We start from the raw sequence: 16454 nt of genomic DNA, 5'->3' as shown, positions 1-16454 counted from the left end.
TCAGAAGTGAAACTTGACGCCCATCGACAGTAAGTCGGGGTCCAGGGTGATCTTTGCCTTTACCGGCGCCGGCCCAAGTGTGCCATGGGCATCCAGTTCAAGCCAAAGGTGCTTGTAGTCGGCGAATATCGACCAACGCTCGTTCCAAGGGTATTCGACCCCCATCTGCACAACAGGGCCGGTGTTGCCCTGCACATCAAGGCCCGAGACAGCACCGTCGTAATTTTTGAAGATGAATGCATGGGCCAGGCCCGCGCCGATATACGGCCTGACGCCCTGCCAGGCTGGCAGGTAATAGACGCCCGTGAGAAAGAGCGGGCCGTAGCGCACTGCGCCGAAATTACCCAGCCCCTCGACCGAACCCGCGCCTTGTACCACAGTACGCGGGGGAATACCGCCCATGACCAGCACCGTGAAGGTGTCTGTCACTTCATAGCCCAGGTCGATCATGAAGGTCACATTGTTGCGTGCCCGGGCAGAAGCGCCGGCCAGTGATTGCCCCATCAGGTTTATGTCGGCACTCGATTGGTACGCGACCCAGAGTGGCCCGGTGCGCACGAACCACGGGCCTTGCTGTGGCGCCTGATGATCGAACGCAGCGGCGTCGGTAGGTTCGCTGAAGCAGATACCGAGCATAATGGCAGCCAGGGTTCGCCAATACCCGGCCACCGTGTTCTTGAGTGGGTGCATACCTGTGATCGCCCTCCTGAAGCTGCACACGGCCGGAATCGATGTCAGTGGAGCTTGACCGGTGGAGCCGCAGTGCGCCGCAAGGCGTCGGCAAATGTCAGCGTGAGCGTCTTGCGCCAGCCCAGCAACGTGGCGCGATGCATGAGCTGCAACATGAGGTAGCCGAGCCTGGCAAAGTAGCCGTTGAAAACCCAGGCACGTTGTTTGTGAAGTGGGACTTCGCCGGCGGTAGACGCCCCGCCGAAAGAAACCAGGCTGCCGCGATCGCGGTAACAGAATGGCTTGGGCATCGCGTCACGCGGTTTTCGTGACAAGAGCCCGGAGAGGTAGCTGGCCTGCTGATGCGCAACCTGAGCGGTACAAGGTAGGGGCCGCTGATGCTGCGGATCGAACACATAAGCGCAATCCCCCATGGCGTAGACACCTTGGGCCCCCACGCAACGCAGTTGCTCGTCGCAAAGGATGCGACGGGAGCGATCGAGGGTCAGGTCAAGATCAGCCACAAGCGGCAGGCCAATCACTCCTGATGCCCAGATCTTCAAGTCGCAAAACAACGTCTCTCCGTCCTTGAGTACGAAACCCTCATCTGTGACCTGCGCCACTCCACTGTTCAAGCGCAGAGTGACGCCCATCTTGGCCAAGGTGCGCTCGGCGAATTTCGATACAGAGGGGGCGTTATTTGCCAGCGGCCTGTCGGCCATGTCGATGACGGTGATATCCAGCTGTTCAGCCGCGATGAGACCCGTCGAGTCCTGCATGGCGCGAATCGAGTGGCAGAGCTCTGCTGCCAGCTCCACGCCGGTGGCGCCGGCGCCGACAATACCAATGCGTAGCCGCTTGCTGGCCCCCTGGGAAACCAGCATCACCGCTTCCAGCAAGTGTTTCTGAAAGGCCAATGCGCGCTCGCTGTCATCCAGCAACAGGCAATGCTCGCGAACTCCGGGGGTGCCGAAATCATTGACCTGCGAGCCAATTGCCAACACCAGCGTGTCGTATGGCAGCACCCGCTTGGGCAGCAGGACCTTGCCTAGATCGTTGACGACCGCATCCAGCCCGATGATTCGGGCATTGGCGTCAAGATGCGTCAGGCTGCCCAGGCGAAAGCGAAAATTGTTGGCACGGGCCAGGGCAAGGTAGGAAATGGCATCACCTTCACCGCGGAGCCCGGCGGCAACTTCATGCAGCCGCGGCTTCCAGAAATGTCGGGCCATGCGGTCAACCAGCGTAACCTCGATGTTCAGCCGGCGTGAACGGCGGCCCAGCATTGCCGCCAGCTCTGCACCACCGGCGCCCCCACCAATAATAACGATGCTATGACTCATCAAGGCCGACTCCCTGAGCGATGTTGCAACGGTGAACTCACTTAAACGCCTTTATGGGTTGACCCTGTGGAATGATCCAATCGATCAAACGGGCAGTGAGGTGCGTGTCTTAGCCGAGCTAACAAATAAAGTTGGATAGTTAATCGTACTAATTTTCACAGTTCATCCTAAGACAGGTAGGCATTAACAGCGACTGTGGCAATCCACTGATTATTCTGTGGCGCTTTACAATTTTAACTCTGGCCACCCCTGTCTATATTGAAACTCTGAGCTGTGAATATTCAATTCAACTGAATCATTCATGAGTTCCATGGATGACAGGGAGAGATTGCTATGTCTTTTGCGAAGTCCGTCAAACGTATCGCTATTGTCGGAACCGGCGTTATAGGTTCCAGCTGGGCCGCGCTGTATCTGGCACGTGGTTTCGATGTCACGGCAGTGGACACCGCCCCCAATGCAGAAGAAAACCTGCGTAAGTATGTAGAGCAGGAGTGGTCGATTCTCGAACACATTGGCCTTTCACCCAGCGCCAGCCGTGATCGGCTCACCTTCACCACCGACATGCAGCAAGCGTTGCACCAGGCCGATTTCGTCCAGGAAAACGGCCCCGAACGGCCGGACTTCAAGGCCAAGTTCTTCGCCGAGATTGATCGCTATACGCCTGAAAACGCCATTCTCGCCTCTAGTTCTTCGGGGCTGACCATGGACGTGATACAGGCCGAGTGTGCCCACCCTGAGCGCTGCGTAATTGGCCACCCCTTCAACCCGCCTCACATCATCCCACTGGTTGAAGTTGTCGGTGGTGACAAGACCTCGGAAGAAACCATCGAGAACGCGATGGCCTTCTATGACTCCATCGGCAAGAAAGCTATCCGACTGCACCGCTCACTACCGGGCCATGTTGCCAATCGCCTGCAAGCAGCGCTCTACAAGGAAATGCTCTACCTGATCCAGCAGGGCGTCATCAGTGTTGAAGACTGCGACGCGGCAGTCAGTTATGGCCCTGGCCTGCGTTGGGGCTGCATGGGCCAAAGCCTGCAATGGCACTTGGGCGGCGGCCAGGGTGGTATCCGCCACTTCATGGACCATCTGATGGACCCCCTGCAGGGGCTAATGAGCAACCTGGGTACACCCGATGTGGATGACGCTCTCAAGCAGACGATCGTTTCAGGCGTTTTCAAGCAAGCCGATGGCCGCAGCGTTGCCGCGCTGACCGACAACGAAAACCAAGTGATGGTGGCTTTACAGGCACTGCGCAAAGACCACGGCCTGTTTTGAACCACCCACAAGCTTCGACCAGTCTATGAGGAGCCCCGTCATGAGCTCGCATTCCCCTGTTGAAAACGCTGTCGATCCGCTGACCGCCAAGTTGCGCACGCTTTCGACCAACCCGGCTACCGATGCCAGTTTCGATCTGCACCAGGGTGTTGAAGAGGTGTTGGCGCAGGTAGGCCTTTCTATCGCCGACTTCGGCGGTACGCTCACTTTTCAGGGGGCTGACCCCATCCTGCCAAGCCCCATTCGCTTCGCAAGCATGGCGGCCATCGGCCTAGCCGCCAGGACGGTCGCCGCTGTCACACTCCATCGGGAGCGTACAGACACCGAACAGGACATTCACGTTGATGTCGGTAAGGCGCTCCGGCGCTTCTGCGGCTTCTTTGAAGGCCGCTTGGAGCTGATCAACGGTCGCCCTCCCGCCATGGGTGCCGATATCTACAACCCGTTCATGAAGCTGCCGTTGTTCCACGAAACACGCGATGGTCGGCACGTCTTGCCGCTGAATTTCTACCCACCGCTGCGCCACCGTGCACTGAACCTGCTGCGTTGCAGCGACAGCAGCGAAGCAGTCCGCAATGCGGTGCTGCAATGGGACGCACTGGAGCTGGAGAACGCTGCGGCCGAGCAAGGTATCGTCATGGGCATGGTGCGCAGCACGGCAGAGTTTCTGAACGAGCGGCAGTACACGGATGTACTGAGCCAGCAGCCACTGATAAAGATCGAGAAGATCGGCGAGTCGGCCCCCATGCCTTTTTCGCGGGGTGCCGCTAAACCGCTGGAAGGCATCCGCGCCCTGGGGCTGGGGCACGTGATCGCTGGCGCTGCAATTGGTAGAGACCTGGCGCTGTACGGCGCAGATGTATTGAACATCTGGCGGCCTAATGACACAGAGATTGAAGGATTCCTCTGGACAGCCCAGGTTGGTATGCGCTCCACCCAACTAGGCGATTCGCCCGAGGATCGTCGGCAGTTCGACGCCCTGCTCAGTACCACCGACGTGTTCTTCGCTAACAAACGCCCAGGCTTTTTGCGTGACCATGGCATGGACGCCGAGACACTGGCTCACATCCGACCAGGGCTGGTGCATGTCACTGTCGTATTGCATGGTGAAAACGGCCCTTGGTCAAACCGCCCTGGGTTCGATGAGATCGGCGCTGCCGTTGCCGGCCTTTTCGCTCACGAAGGGTCGCTGTCCCAACCGAAACAACCCCCGATCGTACCAATCTGCGACTACGTCGTAGGCTGGCTGGGTACCTTGGGCGTATTAGCGGCCTTGCGCCGCCGCGCCACGGAGGGCGGCAGCTACCGGGTGGTGGTATCGCTGACCCGTACCGTGTTGTGGCAACTGAGCCTAGGTCTGTTCGACAAGCAATACGCCAGGGAGACCGCAGGCTCCAGCGCAGTGCATGGCTATCCCAAGCCCGACTTGTTCACCACCGACACGCCAATGGGCACGTACCAGGGCATGACCGATCAAGTGGTGCTGTCGAAATCGTCCTGGAACTTTGACAAGACCGTACTGGTGCCACGTGGCTCATCCAAGCCGCAGTGGCTAGAGCGTTGATATTCAGCGAGCCCCCTCGTATCCCACTCTGCGGCATATAGCATGAGGCAAATGACATGGACTACCTGAACGACCATTCCCGCCATCTTCTGTATATCCTGCAGGCACATCCTGCAGTCATCATCGCGCTGGACGTCAATACCGGAGAGTCCTGGCGGCTGCTTGAGGTGCCTCGGGGAACGCCTGATGGCATCCAGGTAGACCTGGTCAGTAAAACGGTCTACTGGACCAACATGGGCGAAATGCCCGAGACCGGAGAAAACTTTATCCACGCTGATGGCAGTATCGAAAGCTGCAGTCTCGCGGGGGACGATCATCGTGTGCTTGTCGGCGGTGGCAGCATCGTCACCCCCAAGCAGATTCAACTGGATGCGGCATACGGGGTGCTGTACTGGTGTGATCGCGAGGGCATGGCCATTTTTTGCTGCAACACCGACGGCAGCGGCCTGACCATGCTGCACCAGACCGGCGCCTGGCCTGGCGACCGCGATGATGTAATGCGCCATTGCGTGGGTATCGCCCTAGACTTGCAGAACCGATACATCTACTGGACCCAGAAGGGCCCGCCTGACGGCGGCCAAGGGAGAATTTTCAGGATGGCACTGACCCCGCCCGGTGTAATGCCCCTGGCGCACCGACCCAACGTAGAATTGCTGCTTGATCACCTGCCGGAGCCAATCGACCTGGAGATCGACCATGAGAGCCAGCGGCTTTACTGGACAGATCGAGGGTTACCCGAACAGGGCGGTAACAGCCTTAACTGCGCAGACATCAGCGTTGATGGGTTGAGCAACCACAGAGTGTTGGCCACTGGGCTCGCAGAAGCCATTGGCCTGGCCCTGGACCTGAAAGGGCATCGGGCTTTCGTCAGCGACCTGAGTGGCGCGGTGCGCGGCGTCTCGCTAGAGGGTGGTGTATTCACCACCCTCTACACCTGCCCTGGCCCAGTGACAGGCATCGCGTTTGCCCATCACGGCGACTGAGTACCCGGATCGGCGGCGTCAACTGTATGGGACATAGCCGCCGATTCACTTCCCTTCACTGTCGAGCCGATCACTGGCTCGCCTGAGTGCCATGGCCAGGCGCAACGAAACCATGAAATCTAAATCGGAAGTTTTGCCACCCAGCAGGTTCATTATCCGGTCGAGCCGGTATGCCAACGTGTTGGGGTGTATGTTCAAAGCCGCCGCGGTAATCTTGTGCTTCTCCGAATGCTGGAAGAAGCATTGCAGCGTCATGATGAGCTCTGGCTCATTGCCCAAGGCTTCGATGATCGAATCCAGGTAGCGCAAGGCCGGTCTACTGGACTTGATCGACTCACTGATTGCCACACCGCTATAGGTGTAAACACGCGCCTGGGGCCAGGAGATGGCGCCCGACTCCAAGGCCTTCAGCGCCTCGCTGGCCGACGCGGCCCATCCCAGTACCCCCTGGTTAACCAAGCCGATTCCGATGGACCTGATAGGTGTATTACCTAGCGGGAAAGCCTCCATCTGCTTACGCACTTGCCGATCGCATATCAACAACGAGTCGCCACGCGCCCGTGGCAACCAGATGATCAGATTTCCGTGGCGCATCACATACGTAAGCTGCCCGGCAGCGGTATTAAAGTGATTGGCCACACTGGCTACCAATCGCTCGGCTTCCATTTCCAGATCGCCGGGGTGAGTGACGTGAAAATCCAGCTTCAAGGCAATGGCCAGCCACAACCCCTCTGCATCGAGGCCCAAAGCGCTGCAGACCCGTTGGAAGCCTTCCGGATCGGGGTCGTGGTTGAAGACGATGCTGCTGAGTTCGTAACGCCGGGCATCGCGCCAGCGAGCACCCTGAAATTGCTCTTGCAGGTACGCATGTGCAATGGCCAGCGAGAGAGAATCAACATACTCCAGTAACGAAGGTGACAATGTGAACAGCAATTCGTCGCGCAGGCTCTGGTCACTCACCCCAATCTTAAGGTAAGCATCGAGCATTTCCTGGCTGCCCGCGCGAAATACCCGCAGCAGCGAATTCAGACCAATGCCTTGATGAAAACGCCGCCGCCCCGATTGAGCGAGCTGCTCGATTTCCTGCAAGTTGATAGTGCGACCTTCGTACAAACAACGGAACCAGAGCGATGAATAGGTGCGGATGGACTCCCAGGCATCGTGCCGGGCTTCGTCGGTCAAAGTTGCGTAGTCGCTGTTGCCCTGTACCAAGCGTGCCAGGATACGGTCTGCCAACTCAGCGGGGTTTTCAACGAATGGGCGAATTTTCTCTTTCAGCTCGGGAGAAATGGAGGGGGTCATTACGCTCATGGTCACCTGAAACGACGGGATGTGAGTGGGGAACCAAGCGAATGCCGAATTAACGGTAGCGGTCCGGCAAGTTCGGAGGTGCTGATATCGCCAAATGCCTCAAAAGCACACAGGTCTGCCGTATGAAGTCTCAATCGACAATAGCTCGAAGAGGCGTTGCCAGGGCGCTAGCTGAGTACCGTCAGTTTAGAGGCAGATAGTTAGGCTGCAATTGTGCTGTCACACATTGAGGAATGGGGGTGTCCACAGGGTCAAGCAACGTCGCTGCGCAGACGCAGGGCGTCCCGAGCGGGCGGAAAGCCGAAAGCGCGGGCGTAGTCACGGCTGAATTGGGACGGGCTTTCATAGCCTACTCGGTAACCCGCACCGGCAGCATCCAGGGCCTCCGCCACCATCAGGCGCCGCGCCTCCTGCAAGCGCAACTGGCAACGGAATTCAAGCGGGCTCATTGATGTGACCGCTTTGAAATGAGCGTGGAAGGTGGACCGGCTCATGCCTGCGATGCCGGCAATATCGTCGATGCGCACCGCTTCCTGGTAATGGGCACGCAGCCAGGTAATGGCTTTTGCAATCTGACGCAGGCGGCTGTCGGCCTTGGCCATCTGCAACAGCACGCAGTTGCCAGGGCGGGTAAGCAGGCGATAAAGCACCTCACGTATTACCAGCGGGGCCAGCTCCGCTGCATCTTGCGGGGTGTCCAGTAAGCTGGCCAGCCTGCCCACTGCGTCTAACAGCTCGGGTGTGCTGCCATTGAGTTCGATGCCACTCGGCATTGAATCGGCTGTTTGGTGGCTGGCGCCTGGGTTGCGCAAGGCAAGCTCACTGAGCACCGCCATATCCAGGTCGAGTACCAGGCACAGATACGGTTCTGCCTCGCTGGCTTCGATAATGGAGCCCATCACCGGAATGTCTACTGAGGCGACAAGGTAGTTGGCCGCGTCGTAAACATAGGTCGCGGGCCCAATGGATACCTGCTTGCGGCCTTGGACGATGTAGCAGAGGGTGGGTTGATACACCACAGGCATGGGGATTGTCGGGGTATCTGAACGCACCAACGTAACCCCTGCCAATGGCGTCGAGTGAAAGCCATTGGAAGGTGCATGACGGCTGATGACGTCGATCAGTGTGCGCCGCACATTCATGGTAAGCCCCAAAACGTTATGCGGTGGAACGCCCGGTAACTCGGAGGATGATGCAAGCATGCGGGACGATCCGTATACGTGCAAGCCGCCGCCCTGTCGCAAAGTCCCCTTACGCAATCATCCTCTGGTTCGTCAGGAGCCCCTATGTCCACTCGCTCAGCACTCGATCAGTACCGCCTGCTTGGCCGCTCCGGCATTCGCGTTTCCCCACTGGCACTCGGCACCATGACCTTCGGCTCTGACTGGGGATGGGGAACGGATGAAGCCGGAGCCCGGCAAATTTTCGACCGCTATGTCGAGGCAGGCGGCAATTTCATCGATACCGCCGTCAATTACACCAACGGTGCTTCGGAGCGCATGCTTGGCCAGCTCATGAAAGGCCGACGCGAGCGTTTGGTAATTTCAACCAAGTACACGATGGCCCGTGCCCCCGGTGACCCCAACTCAGGCGGCAATCACCGTCTCAACCTGATGCGCTCGGTGGAAACCAGCCTTCGTCAGTTGGACACAGACCGTATTGACCTGCTGTACCTGCACGCCTGGGACTTCACCACAAGCGCAGAAGAAGTCATGCGTGGCCTGGATGACATCGTGCGCAGCGGCAAGGTGCTGTACCTGGGCATCTGCAACACACCTGCTTGGAAGGTGGCGCAGTTGCAAGCGCTCGCCGATCTGCGCGGTTGGTCGCCGTTGGTGGCCCTGCAAATCGAATACAGCCTGGTGGAGCGCACAGTGGAGCACGAGTTACTGCCCATGGCCCGGGAAATGGGGCTGGCCGTAGTCCCGTGGTCGCCGCTGGGCGGCGGCATCCTGACCGGGAAATATGGGCCCGAAGACCTGAGCGATAGCAAGGAAGCCGGCGTAGCGGCAGACCGCAAGGGCGTGATCAGTGCCACGGGGCATTTGACCGAGCGCTCGTTACAGATTGCCAGCGTGGTGGTCGAGATCGCGAGGGAAATAGGCGCCACACCTTCCCAGGTTGCGCTTGCGTGGGCCTTGCACAACCCGGCCGTGGTCGCGCCCATTATCGGAGCAAGAACATTGGCTCAAGCCGAGGACAACCTGAACGCACTCAGTATCGAGCTGGATGTAACGCATATCGCCCGTTTGGATCAGGCAAGCGCACCAGCGCCCATTTTCCCGGGCCGGTTTATTGCCACACCGATGGTGCAGCAATTGGTGTTTGGCGGCGCCCAGGTCCAGAAGCATGCGGGCCAGGAAGCGCCAGCGCCTATCACTCGCTAACCGCCATGTTTATTAACAGGAGGCACAACCATGGCCTGTATCCGTATACCCGATTGCGTCTGCCGCATCGTCCTCTGTGCGTCGCTTGCCTGCTTTGCGACCGCAGCCTCGGCCACTTCCGTGCAAAACCAGGAGGCCGCTGCCGCAGACAACAAAGCGGTGGTTGCCGCGGCCTTTGATCGCTGGGCGGCAGGGGGGGCAGACTTCTTCAACGAAGTGGTGGCACCGGAGGTGGTGTGGACCATCGAGGGATCAGGACCCAACTCGGGGACTTACAACGGGCGGGATGATTTGATGCAGAGGGCTGTTCGCCCCCTCACCACACGCCTGAAGACGCCGATACGGCCGGTGTCCAAGCAGCTTTGGGCCGATGGGGAGTACGTCATCATCAGCTGGAAAGGCGAAGCCATTGCTGGCGATGACAGGCCGTACACCAACAGCTATGTGTGGATACTGCGGATGGAAAAGGCGCGCGCGGTAGAAGTGACAGCCTTTCTGGACCTGCAAGCTTATGACGAGGTGCTGCGTCGCGTTCCACAACCTCGGGAGGGGTGATTTGTACGCTTGGCGAGCTGGAGCCCCTGGAACGGGGGCCCCGCGTAGCAGGCAGCGCGGGGCATGGCACCGGCTTCGCCGGTGTTCGCGGCTAAAGCCGCTCCCACGGGTGCCTGCTGAAGCATCACGTTATCTGCGGTTTTTGCCGGGGATAGGCTGCCAGACGGGCCTAAGCCTTTTAACTGGCAGCCTTGGGCTTGGAGCCTTTCTATCCCAGCAACCCCCCCATCACTCCACTGTCACCGACTTCGCCAAATTCCGCGGCTGATCCACATCAGTACCCTTGAGCACAGCCACGTAATACGACAGCAACTGCAGCGGTATGGTGTACAGGATCGGCGCCAGGGCATCGGCGATGTGCGGTACCTGGATCACATGGGTACCTTCACCATTGCTCAGCCCGGCCTGCTCGTCGGCAAACACCACCAGCTCACCACCGCGGGCACGCACTTCCTGCAGGTTGGACTTGAGCTTTTCCAGCAGTTCGTTGTTCGGCGCAACGGTAACCACCGGCATGTCATTGTCCACCAGCGCCAGCGGGCCGTGTTTCAGCTCGCCGGCCGGGTAGGCTTCGGCATGGATGTACGAGATTTCCTTCAGCTTCAGTGCCCCTTCCATGGCAACGGGGTACTGGGCACCACGGCCCAGGAACAGGGTATGGTGCTTGTCGGCGAACAGCTCGGCGATTTTTTCGACGGTAGCGTCCATGGCCAGAGCTTCACCCAGGCGGGCCGGCAGGCGACGCAGTTCTTCGACCAGCTCGGCCTCCACGCCGGCCGCCAGAGTGCCGCGCACCTGGCCCAGGGCCAGGGTCAGCAGCATCAGCGACACCAGCTGGGTGGTGAAGGCCTTGGTGGAGGCCACGCCGATTTCCGGGCCGGCCAGGGTCAGCAGGGTCAGGTCCGACTCACGCACCAGCGAACTGATGCCGACGTTGCAGATGGCCAGGCTGCCGAGGAAGCCAAGCTCTTTAGCGTTGCGCAGGGCCGCGAGGGTGTCGGCGGTTTCACCGGACTGGGAGATGGACACGAACAGCGTGTCGGGCTGCACCACCACCTTGCGGTAGCGGAACTCGCTGGCTACCTCTACCTGGCAAGGGATCCCCGCCAGGCTTTCCAGCCAGTAACGGGCAACCATGCCTGCGTGGTAGCTGGTGCCGCAGGCCACGATCTGCACGTTGCGCACCTTGGCGAACAGCTCGGCCGCCTGTGGCCCGAAGGCCTGGACCAGCACGTGGTCAGTGCCCAGGCGGCCTTCAAGGGTGCGCTGCACCACGCGTGGTTGCTCGTGGATTTCCTTGAGCATGAAGTGGCGATACTGGCCTTTGTCAGCGGCTTCTGCCCCTTCGTGGTACTGCACGGTTTCGCGCTGAACCTCACGGCCACCCTGGTCCCAGATGCGCACCTGGTCACGGCGGATTTCGGCGATGTCCCCTTCTTCAAGGTACATAAAGCGGTCGGTGACCTGGCGCAGCGCCAGTTGGTCGGACGCCAGGAAGTTCTCACCCAGGCCCAGGCCGATGACCAGCGGGCTACCGCTGCGCGCGGCCACCAGGCGGTCGGGTTGGTGAGTACTGATCAGCGCCAGGCCATAGGCGCCATGCAGGCGCTTGACCGCTGCCTTGAGGGCGTCGGCCAGGTCCGGGAGGCTTTTGAGGGTGTGGTGGATAAGGTGGACGATGACTTCGGTGTCGGTCTGCGATGCGAACACATAGCCCAGCCCCTTGAGCTCTTCGCGCAGCGCTTCGTGGTTCTCGATGATGCCGTTGTGCACCACAGCCACTTCATGGCCAGAGAAATGGGGGTGTGCATTGCCTTCGGTAGGTGCGCCGTGGGTAGCCCAACGGGTGTGGGCAATGCCCAGGCGCCCGGCAACCGGCTCGGCCACCACAGCGGCTTCCAGCTCACTGACCTTGCCAATACGGCGGCGACGCTGCAGCTCGCCGTCCTGGGTCAGCACGGCCAGGCCGGCACTGTCGTACCCACGGTATTCCAGACGCTTCAGGCCCTCGATCAGGATGGCGGTGATGTTGCGCTCGGCGACTGCACCCACGATTCCACACATGTCTATTTACTCCTGGCTGATCGCGGCGCAGATCAGGTTGACGCCGCGGGCTTGAATTTGTTGGCGTGCCTCACTGGGCAGGCGTTCGTCTGTGATCAGGGTGTGCACCCTGCTCCAGGGCAGTTCGAGGTTGGGGATCTTGCGCCCGACCTTGTCGGACTCGACCATCACGATCACTTCGCGGGCGACTTCGGCCATCACCCGGCTCAAACCCAGCAGCTCATTGAACGTGGTGGTGCCACGGCTCAGGTCGATGCCGTCGGCACCGATGAACAACTGGTCGAAGTCGTAGGACCGCAACACCTGCTCGGCCACCTGGCCCTGGAACGATTCCGAGTGGGGGTCCCAGGTGCCACCGGTCATCAACAACACCGGCTCGTGCTCGATTTCGCTGATGGCGCGGGCCACATTGAGCGAGTTGGTCATCACCACCAGCCCAGGCTGGCGCCCCAGTTCAGGGATCATGGCCGCGGTGGTGCTGCCACTGTCGACGATGATGCGTGCATGCTCGCGAATAAGGCCTACCGCAGCACGGGCAATTGCCCGCTTGTAGGCAGACACCGGCTGGGCCGGTTCCACCAGCAGCTCCTGCGGTACCGGTACGGCACCACCGTAACGACGCAACAACAGCCCGTTGCTCTCCAGCGCGGCCAAGTCTTTGCGGATGGTCACTTCGGAGGTATCGAAACGCTTGGCGAGGGCATCGACCGTCACCTCGCCGTGCTCGCTGAGCAGAGCCAGGATGTTGTGCCGACGCTGAGGTGTGTTTCGTTTCGACATTGGGCTTTTAAGTTTCGGTTCGAAAGATAATGGTTGCAATCAAAACCTAAGCCAGCGCGCTCGTCAAGGTGTGGATAAAAATTCCTGACAAAAAGTAATGCAGCACCCCAGAAATGAAAAAGCCGATTTATTCACATAAATCGGCTTTGGCGTAGAAGGCTGTGGATAACTCAGCTCTTCTTGATTTTCTCCGGCCGCTTCCAGCCGCTGATATTGCGCTGTCGGGCACGTGCCACGGCCAGTTCACCCGCCTCGACGGCCTGATTGATGGTGGAACCTGCCGCAGTGGTTGCGCCGGCTTTGATTTCCACCGGTGCCACCAGCGAATTGTTGGAGCCGATGAATACGTCCTCGCCCATCACGGTCTTGAACTTGTTGGCACCGTCGTAGTTGCAGGTGATGGTGCCCGCGCCGATGTTGGTACGCGCGCCAACCTCGGCATCGCCCAGGTAGGTCAGGTGACCCGCCTTGGCGCCTTCACCCAGGTGGGCGTTCTTCAGCTCGACGAAGTTACCCACATGGGCCTTGGCCTCCAGCACGCTGCCTGGGCGCAGACGGGCGAACGGGCCAGCGTCACTGCCCTCGCCCATCACCGCGCCGTCCAGGTGGCTGTTGGCCTTGATGATCACGCCCTTGCGCAAGGTGCTGTCCTTGATCACGCAGTTCGGGCCAATCTGCACGTCATCCTCGATGACCACCTTGCCTTCAAGAACGACGTTGATGTCGATCAGCACATCCCGGCCCACGGTCACTTCACCGCGCACATCGAAGCGCGCCGGGTCACGCAGGGTGACCCCTTGGGCCATGAGCCGACGGCCTTCTCGCAACTGGTAGTGACGCTCAAGCTCTGCCAGCTGGCGGCGGTCGTTGGCGCCCTGCACTTCCATGGGGTCGTGCGGCTGCTCGGTGGCCACCTCCAGGCCATCGGCCACGGCCATGGCGATCACGTCGGTGAGGTAGTACTCGCCTTGGGCGTTGTTGTTGGACAACCGGCCCATCCAGTCGGCCAAACGTGCGGCAGGCAGGGCCAGAATGCCGGTGTTGCCCTCGTTGATGGCCTTTTGCGCGTCGCTGGCATCCTTGTGCTCCACGATGGCCGTAACCTTGCCGTCAGTGTTGCGCACGATCCGGCCATAGCCGGTGGGGTCCTGCAGCGTGACGGTGAGCAGCCCCAGGCGCTGCTCGCTGGCCTTGGCCAGCAGCCGTTGCAGGGTCTGCACTTCGATCAGTGGCACATCACCGTAAAGCACCAGGACCGTATCGGCAGTAAGGGCCGGCAGCGCCTGTGCCAGTGCATGGCCAGTGCCCAGTTGCTTGTCCTGCATGACGAAGTTCAGGTCGTCACTCGCCAGCCGTTGCTGCACCAACTCGGCGCCATGGCCAACCACCACATGAATGCCCTGTGGCTGCAACTGCCGGGCGCTTTGGATAACATGGCCGAGCATGGAGTTGCCGGCTACCGGGTGCAGCACCTTGGGCAGCGCCGAGCGCATGCGGGTGCCTTGGCCGGCGGCGAGAATAACGATATCGAGTGACATTGACTGGCTACCAATCCTGGGCGGTCAGTGAAATGACCGGAGGGGAATTCGGAAAAAGAAAAAGGGTAGCCGAGGCTACCCTTTTACTCAATCGCAACAGCAGTGATCAGCGTGGGCCGATTACTTGCCTCTGCGCATTTGCTGGACGGTACGCAGCTGCGCTGCGGCCTCGGCCAGACGTGCGGCGGCGGCACCGTAGTCGAAGTCCGCGCCTTTCAGATTCAGGGCGTTCTCGGCAGCCTTGAGGGCTTCCTGAGCCTGCGCTTCATCCAGGTCTGCAGCACGTTGCACGGTATCGGCAAGCACCTTGACCATGTTCGGCTGAACCTCGAGGAAACCACCAGAGATGTAGAACACCTCTTGGGCGCCACCCTGCCTGGTCAGCGTGATCGGACCTGGCTTCAGATTGGTGATCAGCGGCGCGTGGCCTGGAGCGATACCAAGATCACCCAGGTTACCGTGCGCAACCACCATCTCGACCAGACCGGAGAAGATCTCTCCTTCCGCGCTGACGATATCGCAATGGACTGTCATAGCCATCTGCTTGCCTCAACCTGATAGCGCCCCTTGCGGGGCGCAGGAATTACAGTTTCTTGGCTTTCTCGATCGCTTCGTCGATGCTGCCGACCATGTAGAACGCTTGTTCTGGCAGGTGGTCGTAGTCACCTTTGAGGATGCCGCTGAAGCCAGCGATGGTGTCTTTCAGGGAAACGTACTTGCCTGGCGAACCGGTGAAGACTTCGGCTACGAAGAACGGCTGCGACAGGAAGCGCTGGATCTTACGAGCGCGGGCCACCAGTTGCTTGTCGGTCTCGGACAGCTCGTCCATACCCAGGATCGCGATGATGTCCTTCAGCTCTTTGTAGCGCTGCAGAACATACTGAACGCCACGCGCGGTGTCGTAGTGCTCGTTGCCGATCACGTTCGGGTCCAGCTGGCGCGAAGTCGAGTCCAGTGGGTCGACCGCTGGGTAGATACCCAGGGAGGCGATGTCACGGGACAGAACGACGGTGGCGTCCAAGTGGGCGAAGGTGGTCGCCGGCGATGGGTCGGTCAAGTCGTCCGCAGGTACGTATACGGCCTGAACGGAGGTAATCGAACCTTCCTTGGTGGAGGTGATGCGCTCTTGCAGAACGCCCATCTCTTCAGCCAGGGTCGGCTGGTAACCTACTGCCGAAGGCATACGGCCCAGCAGTGCGGATACTTCGGTACCGGCCAGGGTGTAACGGTAGATGTTGTCGACGAACAGCAGAACGTCGTTACCCTCGTCACGGAACTTCTCAGCCATGGTCAGGCCGGTCAGCGCTACGCGCAGACGGTTTCCTGGTGGCTCGTTCATCTGACCGTAGACCAAGGCTACTTTGTCGAGAACGTTGGAATCCTTCATCTCGTGGTAGAAGTCGTTACCCTCACGAGTACGCTCGCCCACACCCGCGAACACGGAATAACCGCTGTGTTCCATGGCGATGTTACGGATCAGTTCCATCATGTTTACGGTCTTGCCGACACCGGCACCACCGAACAGACCAACCTTACCACCCTTGGCGAACGGGCAAACCAGGTCGATAACCTTGATGCCGGTTTCCAGCAGGTCGTTGCCGCCCGCCTGGTCAGCGAACGAAGGCGCTGGCTGGTGGATACCGCGGCGCTCTTCTTCACCGATCGGGCCGGCTTCGTCGATTGGGTTACCCAGGACGTCCATGATACGGCCCAGGGTGGCCTTGCCGACTGGAACCGAAATGGCCGCGCCGGTATCGACGACGCCCAGACCGCGCTTCAGACCTTCGGTCGAGCCCATCGCAATGGTACGAACCACGCCGTCGCCCAGCTGCTGCTGAACTTCCAGGGTGGTTTCCGCGCCTTGTACTTTCAGCGCGTTGTAAACACTCGGCACGACGTCACGTGGAAATTCCACGTCGATGACGGCGCCGATGATTTGAACGATACGTCCGCTACTCATAGCTGGATCCTCTGAATATGTG

Annotated in this window: 14 protein-coding genes; 5 read left to right on the top strand and 9 right to left on the bottom strand. The window is 60.0% G+C overall.

Annotation, left to right across the window (positions count from 1 at the left end):
* Nucleotides 1-690, bottom strand: coding sequence for an OmpW/AlkL family protein (locus tag PPA02S_RS02225; RefSeq protein WP_028632818.1), 690 nt, complete (start codon nt 688-690; stop codon nt 1-3).
* Nucleotides 691-734: 44 nt separating this feature from the next.
* Complete coding sequence (locus PPA02S_RS02220) at nt 735-2012, bottom strand: NAD(P)/FAD-dependent oxidoreductase (protein WP_028632817.1); 1278 nt, start codon at nt 2010-2012, stop codon at nt 735-737.
* Between the two features lie 333 nt (nt 2013-2345).
* Here PPA02S_RS02220 and PPA02S_RS02215 point away from each other — a divergent pair, with 333 nt between their 5' ends.
* The 3 genes from PPA02S_RS02215 to PPA02S_RS02205 are packed head-to-tail and all read left to right on the top strand — an operon-like array spanning nt 2346 to nt 5837.
* Nucleotides 2346-3290: a 3-hydroxyacyl-CoA dehydrogenase NAD-binding domain-containing protein gene (locus tag PPA02S_RS02215; protein WP_028632816.1), complete on the top strand. Its 945-nt coding sequence runs from the start codon at nt 2346-2348 to the stop codon at nt 3288-3290.
* Between the two features lie 40 nt (nt 3291-3330).
* Nucleotides 3331-4854: a CoA transferase gene (locus PPA02S_RS02210; RefSeq protein ID WP_033727966.1), complete on the top strand. Its 1524-nt coding sequence runs from the start codon at nt 3331-3333 to the stop codon at nt 4852-4854.
* Between the two features lie 56 nt (nt 4855-4910).
* Nucleotides 4911-5837, top strand: coding sequence for a hypothetical protein (locus PPA02S_RS02205; RefSeq protein ID WP_028632814.1), 927 nt, complete (start codon nt 4911-4913; stop codon nt 5835-5837).
* 45 nt (nt 5838-5882) lie between these two features.
* On the opposite strand, the gene PPA02S_RS02200 is transcribed toward PPA02S_RS02205, so the two are convergent.
* Entirely contained in the window at nt 5883-7139 is a 1257-nt protein-coding gene (locus PPA02S_RS02200) for a PucR family transcriptional regulator (protein ID WP_050577089.1), read from the bottom strand.
* Between the two features lie 260 nt (nt 7140-7399).
* The gene (locus tag PPA02S_RS02195) at nt 7400-8350 is read right to left on the bottom strand and encodes an AraC family transcriptional regulator (RefSeq protein ID WP_245614627.1); all 951 of its coding nucleotides are present in this window, start codon (nt 8348-8350) and stop codon (nt 7400-7402) included.
* Between the two features lie 84 nt (nt 8351-8434).
* On the opposite strand from PPA02S_RS02195, the gene PPA02S_RS02190 reads away from it, so the two are divergent.
* Both PPA02S_RS02190 and PPA02S_RS02185 read left to right on the top strand, forming a co-directional pair.
* On the top strand, nt 8435-9535 hold the full coding sequence (locus PPA02S_RS02190) for an aldo/keto reductase (protein ID WP_042141200.1): 1101 nt from the start codon (nt 8435-8437) through the stop codon (nt 9533-9535).
* A gap of 30 nt (nt 9536-9565) precedes the next feature.
* Nucleotides 9566-10090, top strand: coding sequence for a nuclear transport factor 2 family protein (locus tag PPA02S_RS02185; protein ID WP_042141198.1), 525 nt, complete (start codon nt 9566-9568; stop codon nt 10088-10090).
* A gap of 228 nt (nt 10091-10318) precedes the next feature.
* On the opposite strand, the gene glmS is transcribed toward PPA02S_RS02185, so the two are convergent.
* The 5 genes from glmS to atpD form a co-directional block, all read right to left on the bottom strand.
* Entirely contained in the window at nt 10319-12154 is a 1836-nt protein-coding gene (gene glmS, locus PPA02S_RS02180; protein ID WP_028632811.1) for a glutamine--fructose-6-phosphate transaminase (isomerizing), read from the bottom strand.
* A gap of 6 nt (nt 12155-12160) precedes the next feature.
* On the bottom strand, nt 12161-12934 hold the full coding sequence (locus PPA02S_RS02175; protein ID WP_028632810.1) for a DeoR/GlpR family DNA-binding transcription regulator: 774 nt from the start codon (nt 12932-12934) through the stop codon (nt 12161-12163).
* A 170-nt stretch (nt 12935-13104) separates the two neighbouring features.
* The gene (gene glmU / locus PPA02S_RS02170; RefSeq protein WP_028632809.1) at nt 13105-14472 is read right to left on the bottom strand and encodes a bifunctional UDP-N-acetylglucosamine diphosphorylase/glucosamine-1-phosphate N-acetyltransferase GlmU; all 1368 of its coding nucleotides are present in this window, start codon (nt 14470-14472) and stop codon (nt 13105-13107) included.
* A 120-nt stretch (nt 14473-14592) separates the two neighbouring features.
* Entirely contained in the window at nt 14593-15012 is a 420-nt protein-coding gene (locus tag PPA02S_RS02165; RefSeq protein ID WP_028632808.1) for a F0F1 ATP synthase subunit epsilon, read from the bottom strand.
* A gap of 43 nt (nt 15013-15055) precedes the next feature.
* Nucleotides 15056-16432 (bottom strand): F0F1 ATP synthase subunit beta, encoded by a 1377-nt coding sequence (gene atpD / locus PPA02S_RS02160; protein ID WP_028632807.1) that lies wholly within the window; start codon nt 16430-16432, stop codon nt 15056-15058.
* Nucleotides 16433-16454 lie beyond the last annotated feature (22 nt).

Source organism: Pseudomonas parafulva NBRC 16636 = DSM 17004, assembly GCF_000730645.1.
Taxonomy (GTDB): Bacteria; Pseudomonadota; Gammaproteobacteria; order Pseudomonadales; family Pseudomonadaceae; genus Aquipseudomonas; species Aquipseudomonas parafulva.
This window is presented reverse-complemented; position numbering and strand designations above follow the sequence as displayed.